This window comes from Vibrio sp. 10N.247.310.98, assembly GCF_041467395.1.
Lineage (GTDB): Bacteria > Pseudomonadota > Gammaproteobacteria > Enterobacterales > Vibrionaceae > Vibrio > Vibrio crassostreae_C.
In genome coordinates, this window is the sequence record NZ_JBFSUL010000040.1 from 32,803 (window position 1) to 46,206 (window position 13,404).

A 13,404-nucleotide genomic window follows, 5' to 3' on the forward strand; every position below is an offset into this window, starting at 1 on the left:
GTTGGAGAATAAAAAGTGAAAAAAGTACTGATAACAGGTTTTACCGGTCAGGTAGGTTCTCAAATGGCCGATTATATTTTAGAAAACACTAGTCTGAATGTAGTAGGAATGATGCGCTGGCAAGAGCCAATGGACAATATTTACCATTTAACTGAACGTATCAATAGCAACGACAGGGTGAGTATTCGCTATGCAGACCTAAATGATTACTCATCGCTATTTAAGTTACTTCTTGAAGAAAAACCGGATTATATTTTCCATTTGGCGGCGCAATCGTTTCCAAGAACATCGTTTGATATTCCATTAGAAACGCTCCAAACTAACATAATGGGTACTGCAAACCTTTTGGAGAGTATCAAAGCCCTGAAGCTAAGTGATGCATACAATCCAGTTATTCACGTGTGTTCTTCTAGTGAAGTTTACGGAAAAGCTGAAGTGGGTACATCTCTCAATGAAGATACTAAATTTCATGGAGCTAGTCCGTATAGCATCAGCAAAATTGGAACTGACTATCTGGGGCAGTTTTATGGTGAGGCATATGGTCTTAAAACATTCGTAACTAGAATGGGGACTCACAGTGGGCCTAGACGTAGTGATGTATTCTTCGAGAGTACAGTGGCTAAGCAGATTGCATTGATTGAAGCTGGCCTTCAAGAGCCTAAAATAAAGGTTGGTAATTTGGCGAGTACGCGAACCTTCCAAGATGCTCGAGATGCGGTCCGCGCATATTACCTCCTTGCCTTAGAGAGTGAAAAAGGAAACGTTCCTTGTGGAGAAGCATTCAATATTGCCGGAGAAGAAGCATATCAATTACCAGAAGTTATAAAGCTCTTAATCTCTTTGAGTACCAAAGAGGATATATCTGTAGTTACGGATGAAGACCGCCTAAGACCTATCGATGCTGATTATCAAATGTTTGATAATGCCAAGATCAAGCAGTTCATTGATTGGAAACCAGAAATCAAAACAAAAGATATGTTCAAAGACCTACTGCAGCACTGGCGAAATGAGTTGAGTAATGGTCGAGTACCGTTGAATAGATAAAAGGATTTAGGAAAATGAAAGTAAGATCTAGAGCTCCCTTACGACTAGGGCTTGCCGGGGGGGGGACGGATGTTTCTCCTTACTCTGATCAATTTGGTGGTTATGTACTTAATACAACTATCTCCCTTTATGCGCACTGCACGATTGAAACGGTAGAGGAGGGAGAGCTCTACTTTCACGCAAAAGATATTGAGGAGACCTGGAATGGTAGTGCAGTCTCGGTACTAGAGTGTACCAATGACAATCTCCAGCTCATAAAAGCTATCTATAACCGAATAGTTAAAGACTACAATGACGGTCAACCTCTATCCGTGGGGGTTACGACTTATGCAGATTCTCCTTTGGGTAGCGGCCTTGGAACTTCTTCTGCAATTACCGTAGCAGTAATCAAAGCATTTCAAGAGTTACTCAATATTCCGATTGATGAATATGGAATTGCAGAACTTGCCTATGATATCGAACGCAAAGATTGTGGCTTGGCTGGAGGTAAGCAAGACCAGTACGCTGCAGCATTTGGTGGTTTTAATTTCATAGAGTTCAAAGAAGATGATGTAATAGTTCATCCATTAAACATAAAACAAGAGTTTAAGAATGAACTTGAAACATGTTTATTGACATACTTTACAGGCTCTTCACGTGCTTCAGCGAAAATTATCGAGGAACAGAAAAAGTCAGTTCACTCAAAAGACAGCTCAGATGCATTAAACGCTATGCATTCAATTAAACAGTCTGCTGTCGATATGAAGGAAGCACTACTCAAATCATCAGTGTCTTCTATGGCTGATATTTTAAAAAGAGCATGGGAAGCTAAGAAGCAAACTTCCAAATCAATATCCAATCCATTAATTGAAGAAATTTATGATGTAGCAGTTAAAAATGGAGCTATCTCAGCCAAAGTGTCTGGTGCTGGCGGTGGCGGATTTGTCATGATGTTTGTAAAACCTACCTACATAATTGATGTTATTACTAACCTAAGTGAATTACCCGGTAGTGCATATCCAGTGAAATTTGAAAGTGAAGGAGCAACAAGTTGGAAAGTTATATCTTAAAGTCGATCAACGATTCGATCGAAACTAAAAAACTGATCTTAGAGAATAAAGAGCTAATTGAATCAATACAAAAAGTTTCTGTATTATGTATTGAAGCATTCAAAAACGGTAATAAAGTTATTTTAGCCGGCAATGGTGGAAGTGCTGCCGATGCTCAACATATCGCTGCAGAGTTCGTTAGTAGATTTGAATTTGATAGACCAGGGCTACCGTCTATAGCTTTAACAACAGATACTTCTATGATTACAGCTATCGGAAATGACTATGGCTTCGACAAATTATTTGAAAGGCAGTTAGAAGCCAACAGTAAACCTGGTGATATATTTATTGGTATTTCTACGTCTGGTAATTCGAAAAATGTCCTCAAAGCTTTTCATAGAGCTAAAGACTTGGGTGTAACAACAGTCGGACTTTGTGGCAATCAAGGTGAAATCCTTTCAATTTCTGATCATGTGCTATCCATTCCATCCAATAAAACGCCTCGTATTCAAGAATCCCATATTCTTGTCGGCCATATTATTTGTGGCATCGTTGAAAATGAAATATTTGGATAAAAGATGGAAGTAATTGTTTTAGCGGGTGGTAAAGGCACCCGCTTACGTAGCGTTATTGGTGAAAGCCCTAAACCGATGGCTTTAATAAAGGGTGTTCCATTTCTTGAGAAGCAGTTTGATTGGTTAATCTCTCAGGGAGCTTCCAAATTAATTGTCTCAGTAGGATATAAATATGAGGTGATCACTGAACACTTTAAGAATGAGTTTAAAGGTGTACCAATACGTTATGTAATTGAAGAGCAACCTCTGGGAACTGGTGGTGCTATTCGTCTGGCCTCTAATGAATGCAAAGAAGACCAGTATTTCGTAGTAAACGGCGACACTTATTACCCAATATCATTAACAGACATGATTGAAAACTACTCGAAAAATGATTTGATGATCGCTACAAAATTCATCGAGGTGGCCGATAGATACGGTTTAGTTAGGACACTTGATGACAAGGTTATAGGATTTGACGAGAAAAAAGTTAAATCATCTGGTGATATCAACGCTGGTGTCTATCTTATGTCTAAGAACCTAATAATAAATATGCCGACAGGAAGTTTCTCATTTGAAGAGTTTATGCAGAGTGGTTTGGAAGGCGCCAGCATTAATGTATCTCGCTATAAACCAATTGACGAAACTGACTTTATTGATATAGGAATTCCAGAAGACTATGAACGAGCACAACATGTCATTGATTGAGTTTATTAAACCTGACTTCGAGTTTAAGGATGAGCGCGGAGCATTAACTCAGCTTTTTAGAGAAGGATGGTCACAAGTAAATTATATTACCTCGGAAGCAGGTGCGTTAAGAGGTGGGCATTATCACAAAAACAATGTGGAAATGTTCTATATCATTTCTGGAGAGATAAGACTAAAGCTCAACACTCTTGATAACAATACAATTGAAGAGCATATCCTTGTAGCTGGAGATATGTTCAAAATCAAGGCTAATATATCTCACAGCTTTGAGTTTCTGACATCATGTCAGCTAATATCAGCTTATGATAAAGGCGTTGAGTCTGACGAAGGAATGGATATTCATCAAGGGTAAAATATGAAGTTTGCAGTATTGGCAGATTGGCCAGAAGTTAAAAATGCAGAGTATGAAGTAATTAAACGCATTCAATTAGCCGCTGAACGTTGTGGTTATGAATGTCTTGTAATTGATCCCCAAGGTTTGGTTATTGAACTTAATGATCAAGGTTATGAAAAGCTTGGACCTCGAGTATGCGACCTAGATGAAGTAGCATTTGTGCTGAATCTTCATTTTGCTTCACCAAAAGTATTTGATAAGTTTACGTTTGCTACAACTTGGAACCCACCTCCATTCTTTTTCGATTGGGGCTATCCAGTAGCAAGTCGTCAGTTCGCAACAGCGGACGATTATCTAGTATACAACTCAAAACCTATACTTTCTCATTTGCAGAACTTAGTAGGCTCTTCCCGGAGAAATATTGACGAAGCTCTTCACATGGTACCTTCGGTACCTTATGTCGAAAGAGAAGTTATGCACGGCCTTGATAGCGACTCTCAAAAAGTATTTTATTCAGGTATAAATTGGGAACGGATTGCTAATAAAAACGGTCGCCATCATGAACTGTTCCAATTGTTGGATCAACAGGGATTTATGCGTTTTCATGGGCCAGAGCTATTTCTTGGACATAAGCCATGGGCGGGCTTTAAGAGTTTTCATGGTGAAATTCCTTTCGATGGGGTTTCAACTATCAAAGTTATACAAGAATGTGGAATATCATTAGTACTTTCTTCAGACACTCATCGTGATAGTCATGCTGCGACTAATAGATTATATGAGAGTTTAGAAGCAGGCGCTGTCATCATTTCTGACGACAATAAATTCGTCATGGATAATTTTGGTGATGTAGTACTACCAATTTCTTATTCAAAAAACTATGAAGAAACCTGCAATCAAATTGTAAGTCATGTTAACTGGATAAAAGCTAATCCAGATGAAGCAAAGCAACTTGCAAGAAAAGGCCATGAGAGATACAGGGAAATATTTGGTCTTGAGCATCAATTGAAGACTATTGTAAATAGCTTCGACGACAGAAAGAAGCAAGTAGAAAGTATTTGTCAGGTTACTGAAGGAAATGTTGAAACAACAACAGTGATCGTGGATGCGACCGCAGGGATTGAAAAGGAGTATTTAGAGCAAACTCTTATTTCCGTAGATAAGCAAACATATCCGAAGGTTAAGACACTCGTTGTAGTGAAAACACAACAAGAATCTGAATTACAGTCGATATTAGAGAATCTTAATGGCGAATACCATATAAAGACTGTAGACCAAGAATCGATTGGGACTACTGTAGAGAAGCAGCGTATTATTCTTAAAGGTAGAGTCTTGCAGGAAATAGCAGCGGAAAACGAACTATCTCTAACTCTGTATATGGTTCAAGGCGATGTAATATTTTCTAATCACTTGAGTTCATTAGCGTACCCAATACTCAATGAAGGAGCTGATGCGGTATGTTCTGGTTGGATAACTGAAGATAGTGAAGGTAAGCGTGAAGTTGAATATTTTGGTGAACCTGCTGCAAGAGAGAGTATGATTAGTTTAGCTCATCGTCCAAGGCTTTCAGCATTAATGTTTAGATACACGAAAGGCTTTAATACTTGGTATCTTGATGAAGAATTACCAAGTGTATTTAGTGCACATGCTGCACTTAACAATACCATGGCATTTAGCAACTCTCCTACAGCGGTTATTAAAGGTTATAAAGCGCAAGATAGAGTTAAATTCGATTTAATAAAGCAGCTGGAAACGATTCGTGATACTTATCGGTTTAATCCTCATGCCGCTATTGCACAGTCGGGAGGAGGCTCAACTAATGTTATTTTAACAGATGAACTATTTGTACGTACTCAAAAAAGGATAATGTGGGAGTTCTTTTCGAAATATCCGACATTCCAACGAGTTTGTCAGAAAATATTTAGGTCCATTAAAGGGGGGCTCAATAAATGATTCATGTAGTAATAGGTGCGAGCGGATATTTAGGTAGTAGCATACTTTCTTGTCTAGCTAATGAAAAACATGTAATTGCAACATATAGAACGAAAAAAGAGCCAATCGCTAATGAAGATTGGAAACAGTTAGATGTTGGTGACGTGGCCTCGATAGACTCCTTCTTATCAGAGCTTGATGCCGATGAGCAGTATAGTTTCTACTATCTGGCTGCACTACATCACCCAGACAAGGTTGAAGAGGATTGGCAGCAGGCTTGGGATATAAATATTACAGGACTGTCTTACTTTGTAAGTAGGCTACCGGAAAACTCAGATCTTATTTACTCTTCAACAGATAATGTTTATGGTGAAAGTATAGACTTTAATGCTTTTAATGAACTTAGCACCTTGAGTCCAGTTAACGAGTACGGAAAACAGAAGCTGCTAGCTGAAAATATAGTATCCTCTAGAGGCTTTAAAGTTGTGAGATATTGTTTTCTTATTGGGCCATCAATTATATCTAAACCTCACTTCTATGATGTTATTAAACAAGCATGTAACACGGATAAGGGAATATCTCTAATGGAAGATTCATTCCGAAGTGTTATTTCTTTCCGTCAGGCGTCGGCGTATACAGTTGAGTTGATGACTAAATTTTGGAAAATCCCTACTGGCGCTATAAATATTGCAACTGATGAAGTGTTAACCAAGTATGAAATCGGTTTGAAAATAGTTGAAAGTAGTAAACATGATCGTATATCAAAAATTTCAATAGATGATTCTGGGATTTTTACAGCTAAAAGACCTAAGAATGTAATTCTATCTAATAGTAAGCTAAAGCGATTATTGTCCTTAACTGAAATAAAAACTGACGGATATTTATAGAGTTTATTATGAATAGAAAAAAATTATATCTTCATATTGGTCAACCGAAGACAGGAACTTCAGCAATACAAGGTACGCTTGTAAAGAGTAGAAAAGTTTTGTTAGACAACTCTGTACATTATCCTGGTGCGGCGTGTTTTCTAGGCCACAACGCTTTAGCGCTATCTATGGTTGGAATAGAACGTTTTGGGGATTTTAATTTTCACCTAGATAGCTTTTATCAAGAAGTCACAATGATGAATGCGAAAACAGTCGTTTGTTCTAGTGAGCATTTTGACCGGGAGGATGTAGTACGTAGTCATAACTTAAAACACTTCCTAGATAGGTTGTCTAAACAGTTTGATATTAAAGTCATAATTTATGTTCGCAACCCCTCAGACTTGATTGAATCTCTTTTCTACCAATTTGTAAAACACAATAATGCAAAATACACATTCGATGATATGGTTAACGACCCTCACTATAAGTCTTATTTAGATATCGAAGGCAAAGTGAATCTTTGGGCCGATGTGGTTGGTAAAGATAATGTTATGGTCAATCTCTTCGATAGAAATACATTAGTTAATGGAGATGTAATTGATGACTTTTTATCAATAGTAGGAATTAATTGCGGAACCATTGAAAGGCCTCGGTTTACGAATAAATCACTCAATTTGGAATCTGCATATTTTTGTTGGTTTATCAATAATCTTGATTTGACACAAGATAACGTAGAAAGATTCAAACCAGTATTTGATGAATTGTCCGAAGGAAAATGTACTGTACCCATTTATTCTGACTTACCCAAACTATATTCGATAGAATTCGCGCAATCATTTTCTTTTTCTGATGAGTTTTTGAAAAGGTATCCAAATTTAAATCAAGTGTTTGAAGAGCAGCCAAACAAGAAATCATTCTCCTTCAGCGATTTTTACATCGATCACAATAACTTTAATGAATATCTAGCTTATCTTATAGAAAACTCTGATCTAACTCGCGATGAACTCAAAAGTGCTATCGATAAGAAAAGAGGACAGTTCTTGGAAAGAGAACGGGATATAGTTGCCTCACTGGAAAGTAAACATCTGTCTTGATCTAAAACGAGTATTTTTATAGTGAATAATATTAGCTTTGGTGTAATTTATCTTTCTCCTGTTCACCCAGAAATGGAGATAATGAGGCGCCTTAGAGTTGCAGCACTGGCCTTAGGTCACAAGTGTTATTTCATCAACCCACGAGGAATTGACGTTGAATCGGGGAATGATATCTCTGAGCTTTTGGATTTTGCTTTAGTTTTTGATCCATCACACCATACATTTATAGATACTGTGCTTTATCATGTCCATTGGTTTTGTCCCGGTATTACATCTTCTCAAGTTAGATTGAATTATAATTACTCCTCATTAAACTGTGATAAGCACTTTATCTTTCCTTCGGAAAGTATTGTTGAACACTATAAAAAACGCCTGCCAGAGAATAATATTAGTGCTCAGTATCTATTTCCATCGGTGCCTCGTAAATATTGTAAAGATGTCGTAGAACGTCTTTCATATAAAGTTTTTTATTGTGGAGTAAATAACGATGGTGCTGGTGGGATCAGGCATGGGGAGTTGTTTTCTCAACTTGATTCTGCCGGGTGTTTAGAAATTTACGGTCCAGAAAAAATTAATGGTAAGCCCAATTGGGAAGGCCTAGTGTCATATAAAGGCCAGATAGCTTTCGATGGTTTTTCCGTTATGAATGTTGCTTCATCGTGTGGTATCTATCTCGTGCTTCAGCACGATTTGCACAATCTATATGGTATGATGACTAACCGACTATTTGAAGCGTGCGCATCAGGTTGCTTAGTGATTTCGGATGATATTGCCTTTGTTCGAGATAACTTTCAAGATTCAGTGTTTTATTTAGATAAGCGAAATAAGTCTGTCGATGAAATTGCAGCACAAATAATTTCAATTGTAGATTGGGCTAATGCTAATCCTGACGCTGCTAGAAATAAAGCTAAGCAAAGTCAGGACATTTTTTATAGCAAGTTTCTTCTTGATGATATTCTCTCTTGTATTGTAGATGACCACAGAAAGCAGGCTCTCTCACCGATAGAATCGTCTGACTCCATTGACATATTTGTAACTTTAAAGCAGATAGGTAATCTGCAAGTACAAAAAAATTTGACATGTCAAACTTACGGCAACTTTAGAGTGGTTGTTGTATTGGAACCTCAAGAACAGCTATCTAGTAGCTTAAAACAGTTCTTAGAAAGTTTTAACTTTGCTATTGTTTATGGGGCAAACTTATTCTCTTCAAATGAACAACAACCAATGCTGAGGGTTGTAAGGGATAACATAACTAGTAGATATTTCATTTTTGTAAATGAGTTAGAGTGTTGGCATAGCCGCCATGTTGAACTCTTAGTCAGTGCTTTTTCTAAACGTGATGATGTTGCTATGGTGTATAGCGGTTCATATATAAGGGAAGCCGAATCTGCTTATAATACTGCGTTAACATTTCGACCTATTAATGGGTTGGAAGAATATGTTTTCAAGTTGTTTCGCGAAGAGTCAAGCATGCTTGAACTTTCACACCTTCTACCCACATCATCAATGATGTTTTCAGTGCGAGTTCTAGAGAAAGAGTACCTCATAGGTTCGATAATTTTAGAGGATCCTAGTTACCTTCTTCTAGCTGCTGCTATCATTGACGGAGATAATGTTTTTTATGGGAATAGAGTTTCTGTGTCGATAGAGCGGGTAAATTTCATTGATTATCTTAATCGTAATACTGAAGTGTTTATTAACAAGAGCTATGCAACATCTAAGGGAGCAATATTAGATACTCTTATTTATAATCCGAATGTCACTCGTGATACGCACTCGTTGTTCCCTACGCATCTAATATCTAGTAATAACTTAGACATAGAAAATAAAACTAAGGAACTTGAACAAGAGCTAGAAAATAGAACAAAGGAATTTGAAAAAGAGTTAGCAAATAAAACTAAGGAACTTGAACAAGAGCTAGTAGATCTAAAGGTCGAAGTTAAAAAGTTCATAAACCAAAGTTCAAAACTTACATTTAAACGTGTTGTTGCACGGTTACTCGCTAAGTTTGGAATTAGATAATTATCGAACTATGAAGTTGATTAAAAAGTATGAAAGAAAATAATAAGGTTATTGTAACTGGTGGCGCTGGATTAATCGGTTCTTATATTAGCGACTATCTCATAAATTCCGGCAGAGACGTCACTGTAATAGATAACTTTTATCGTGGACGAAAGGAATATTTGTCATATTATGAGTCTGTTGATTTTATTGAAAAAGATATCAGGGATTTAACTTGTAGTGACGTAGTCGAAGGGGTTACCCAAGTGATTCACACAGCCAGTAAGGTACTGGGGATAGGGTATTCTGCTTCAAACCAAGTCGAGATGATGACACATAATGATGAAATCACTAATGCGTTACTATCCTATCTTGATCATTTTCCAAATTTGAAAGAGCTGGTAATAATAAGTTCTTCTTGTGTTTATGACGACAATGTTGAGGACTGTAGTGATGAGTATCCGCTTACTGGAACTCCCGAACTTGCAAATGTTGGCTATGGATTAGCAAAACGTTTCTTGGAAGACAAGTGTAGATTGTATGCAAAAGAAAGAGGGCTAAAGTTAATAGTTGTTCGACCATTTAATATTTATGGAGAACGATATACTTGGGCTGGTAAAAACTCTCAAGGTTTGCCATCGCTAGTGAAGAAGCTACTCGACAATAAAGGAAAATTAGAAATTTGGGGGACAGGAAGCCAAAGGCGAAATTATATGCACGCTTCGGATTGTGCTCGAATAATCTGTGAGTTACCCAAGCGACAAACTACAGAATCTGGTACTTATAACGTAGGGCTGAAAGAGACAATTTCCTTGAAGGAACTTGCTGAAAGAATGTGTGCGCTATATGGTTTGGAACCAGAGTTTGTATATCTACATGATATGCCACAGGGCCGTCTCAATAAAATTTGTGACGAAACGTTATTGAGGAATTTATATCCTGATTATGATGATGGATTAGTTTCGTTAGATGAAGGTTTGCTTTCAATGCGTCAATGGTATTTAAAAACGTTTGTTAAAAATAAAAATAAAAATAAATATTAGTGAACCATGCATTAAGCATATTCTGTTCTTTGTATATATTGGTGCCTCCTTACTGATGAAGCACCAATAGTTATTTTTCTGTCAGCCCAATAATTTACTAAGTGTTAACTTTGCCGGTCTTTTCCACGATGCTACTATTTTTGCATGATTAGTAGGGGCTATATCAAGGGTTTTTAGTAGAGCTTCGTGAATGCTCTTATTGTCAGTCTCTGCTATTAAAATATTATCGCCTTGAATTTCTGCTATTGCACTATGCTTTGACACAATGACGTTTTTCTTCATAACTAAGGCTTCTAATGCCGGGAATCCATATCCTTCATATATAGAAGGCATCAATAATGTATGGCAATTTTTGTAAAGCTGTTTAAGTTGGTCATCAGATACAAATCCGCATTGCTCCACTCTCTCTTCAAGATTATATCGACTAATAAGATCGGATATTTTCAAGTCTCCCCAACCATCTCTCCCTACTAAGACAAGGTTAACTTCTTTATTTTTCTTAGAAAACTCGTAAAAGGCTAGAATGATGTTTTGTAAGTTTTTTCTTGGCTCTAATGTCCCAACAAAAAGAAAGTAAGGTGTTGAATCTGATTTAAAGGAGTGATTTTTGCAGTTACTTTGAAGACTACATTCATTTACAAAGCTTCCAGCTCCTGTAGTGGTTATTTTATTTGGGTTAATAGCTAGTTCATTTATCAGCTCTTTCTTTGTGAACTTTGAGAGGGTAATGATGGTATTACTTTGTAGTACGCTAGGTTTGAACAACATTCTTTCTAACAATAGCCCACTTTTATTCATTGTCGAAGGGTGTTTTAACCATACTATGTCATGTATAGTGACGACTTTTTTAATCGATTTATTGAAAGAAAGCATCATTGGTAAGTGATGTCTGGGAGACCAGTAAACGTCAACTTTATCTCTTAGACACCATACAGGAAATAATGTTTGGCTTATTAAAAAGTCAATCAGTTTGTGCCTGACATTACAATGAACAATTCTTACGTTTGCGTAACAACTAAAGTCGGTCAACAATGGTTTACTTGAGTATAGATAGTATTGGTTAATTCTATCTTGTTCAAAAATCTCTCGTAGAACTTCGTTTAAGTACCTTCCAATACCTGTTAGTTTTTCGCTAAGTGGTCTAGCGTCAATTGCTATTTTTTTCACCTAAACCTCTATATATTTGAAAGTATTGTTCGCATTGTTGCTTATTAGTAAATAATCGTTTGAATCTTTCATACGATTTTTGGCCATATTGCTCTGCTAACTTAGGGTTCTCATTCATTTCTTTTAATGCATTTGCAAGAGCTAAGGGGTTGGCAGGTTCAACTATTAGTCCTGTTTTCTGGTGCTGATTCACGTAACTGGAGCCTGTTCCTACTTCGCAGCTAATTAGTGGCTTACCAAATAATTGAGCTTCTAGCAGAGAAACACCAAAAGCTTCACTACGTAAATGAGATGAAAATACGAAAGCTTTGCACAAAGTTAGTAAAGCGACTTTATCGTCTTCGCTTATGAACCCAACGAAAACCACATTTTTCAAGCCAAGTGATTTAGCTTTAGCATGAAGCTGTTTTTCCATTGGACCTTTCCCTGCAATAACAATTGGCAATTTTGATAATGAAGCGGCCTCTAAGAGATGATCTAATCCCTTATAGTATCTTAATACACCTATAAACAGAAAAAACTGTTCGCCAACTTTTTCCTTCCATTTCCTCAATATACTGTTTGAAGGTTGTTTATAATGGCTTTCATCTATACCTAATGGAATTACTTCAACTTTGTTTTTAAATCGAGAAAGATTGTTGCTGGATGTTGCGTACTGGGGCGAGGTTGCGATTAGTTTGTCTACTTTGTCAAGAAAGTTAAGTTCAAGTGGACGATATAAAACCTTTAAAAACTTTTGGCGGATTATATCGGAATGATAAGTAACAATACTTGGCTTATTTAAGAAAAAACCCAATAAGTCACCAGTTGGCCAAGGGTAGTGAAAGTGAATGACATCCGCCCATTTAGCGAGTTCTCGAAATCTTGAAATCAACTGAAATGAAAACCCGTTAGACGCAACCTGAAAACTCTTCTTTACTGTAACGATAGTCACGTTATTTTGCTTATAATCGTCTTTGCTTTCATCTGCCAATGTTAAAACTTTGCTTTCTACCCCATGAGCTATGCACCCTTCGGTAATTGAGCGTATCACTTGCTCAACCCCCCCACTTGTTTCAGGGTAACATGTTCTGTAAACGTGAAGGACTTTCATTTGATCTTGATTCCTAGGTGGTATGTTAAATTCAAATTTTGAAGGTGTTTGAATCGCTGAACTGCATGGATTATAGCTGTGTAAAAATACAGTAACATTGCATGAGATATTCTAGCAATGTTATTATTGACTTATCTAGTACGAACATATGTTTTTCACTCATAACCGAGATTTTTGAGTGGTTTTGTTGCGTAATTAAATTTAGATATAGAGTAACTCTAGGGTTCCAATCTGTTATTTTCGCAGTGTTTCTCAAGTTTTTTGGGTGAAATTTTAAAAATAGGTGGAATGCAGTGAACTGACCTGATCTTATACAGTTTAGATAACAGAATGGAATTAAAAAGGTGAGTTACGACTAATTCAATCACTAAATATGATATTGATCAATAATAATCAGGGCCGAAAAATTACTTATAATTTCTTCGACGTTATATTCTAAGTGGTGACAGCATGCTGTGTGGAATGAAAATCTGGTACGAGGTAAAGCCTCAGGGCAAGATCATGAAAAACCCATATGGAATAAGGGGTAGCGTGAAGTGATGT

Annotated in this window: 12 protein-coding genes; 10 read left to right on the top strand and 2 right to left on the bottom strand. The window is 36.9% G+C overall.

Annotated elements, in window-relative coordinates; translation table 11 throughout:
• Positions 1-15 precede the first annotated feature (15 nt).
• Genes AB6E78_RS15530 through AB6E78_RS15575 form a run of 10 tightly spaced genes read left to right on the top strand, consistent with a single transcriptional unit; the run spans position 16 to position 10,601 of the window.
• Positions 16-1,044 (top strand): GDP-mannose 4,6-dehydratase, encoded by a 1,029-nt coding sequence (locus AB6E78_RS15530; protein ID WP_372133905.1) that lies wholly within the window; start codon positions 16-18, stop codon positions 1,042-1,044.
• A gap of 14 nt (positions 1,045-1,058) precedes the next feature.
• On the top strand, positions 1,059-2,093 hold the full coding sequence (locus tag AB6E78_RS15535) for a hypothetical protein (RefSeq protein ID WP_372133904.1): 1,035 nt from the start codon (positions 1,059-1,061) through the stop codon (positions 2,091-2,093).
• The gene (locus tag AB6E78_RS15540; protein ID WP_372133903.1) at positions 2,075-2,647 is read left to right on the top strand and encodes an SIS domain-containing protein; all 573 of its coding nucleotides are present in this window, start codon (positions 2,075-2,077) and stop codon (positions 2,645-2,647) included. Before AB6E78_RS15535 ends, AB6E78_RS15540 begins: the two co-directional genes overlap by 19 nt.
• A gap of 3 nt (positions 2,648-2,650) precedes the next feature.
• Positions 2,651-3,334, top strand: a complete 684-nt coding sequence (locus AB6E78_RS15545) for a sugar phosphate nucleotidyltransferase (protein ID WP_372133902.1) — start codon at positions 2,651-2,653, stop codon at positions 3,332-3,334.
• Positions 3,321-3,686 carry a cupin domain-containing protein gene (locus tag AB6E78_RS15550; protein WP_372133901.1) on the top strand — a complete coding sequence of 122 codons (366 nt, stop codon included), beginning with the start codon at positions 3,321-3,323 and terminating at the stop codon, positions 3,684-3,686. The genes AB6E78_RS15545 and AB6E78_RS15550 overlap by 14 nt, the downstream gene beginning before the upstream one ends.
• Positions 3,687-3,689: 3 nt before the next feature.
• Entirely contained in the window at positions 3,690-5,618 is a 1,929-nt protein-coding gene (locus AB6E78_RS15555) for a hypothetical protein (RefSeq protein WP_372133900.1), read from the top strand.
• Entirely contained in the window at positions 5,615-6,484 is an 870-nt protein-coding gene (locus AB6E78_RS15560) for a sugar nucleotide-binding protein (protein ID WP_372133899.1), read from the top strand. The genes AB6E78_RS15555 and AB6E78_RS15560 overlap by 4 nt, the downstream gene beginning before the upstream one ends.
• An 8-nt stretch (positions 6,485-6,492) precedes the next feature.
• Positions 6,493-7,557, top strand: coding sequence for a sulfotransferase domain-containing protein (locus AB6E78_RS15565; protein WP_372133898.1), 1,065 nt, complete (start codon positions 6,493-6,495; stop codon positions 7,555-7,557).
• A 21-nt stretch (positions 7,558-7,578) separates the two neighbouring features.
• Positions 7,579-9,579, top strand: a complete 2,001-nt coding sequence (locus AB6E78_RS15570; RefSeq protein WP_372133897.1) for a hypothetical protein — start codon at positions 7,579-7,581, stop codon at positions 9,577-9,579.
• A gap of 29 nt (positions 9,580-9,608) precedes the next feature.
• Entirely contained in the window at positions 9,609-10,601 is a 993-nt protein-coding gene (locus tag AB6E78_RS15575) for an NAD-dependent epimerase/dehydratase family protein (RefSeq protein ID WP_372133896.1), read from the top strand.
• Between the two features lie 81 nt (positions 10,602-10,682).
• On the opposite strand, the gene AB6E78_RS15580 is transcribed toward AB6E78_RS15575, so the two are convergent.
• Both AB6E78_RS15580 and AB6E78_RS15585 read right to left on the bottom strand, forming a co-directional pair.
• Positions 10,683-11,768, bottom strand: a complete 1,086-nt coding sequence (locus tag AB6E78_RS15580; protein ID WP_372133895.1) for a glycosyltransferase family 4 protein — start codon at positions 11,766-11,768, stop codon at positions 10,683-10,685.
• Entirely contained in the window at positions 11,749-12,861 is a 1,113-nt protein-coding gene (locus tag AB6E78_RS15585) for a glycosyltransferase (protein ID WP_372133894.1), read from the bottom strand. The genes AB6E78_RS15580 and AB6E78_RS15585 overlap by 20 nt, the downstream gene beginning before the upstream one ends.
• Positions 12,862-13,404: the final 543 nt, after the last annotated feature.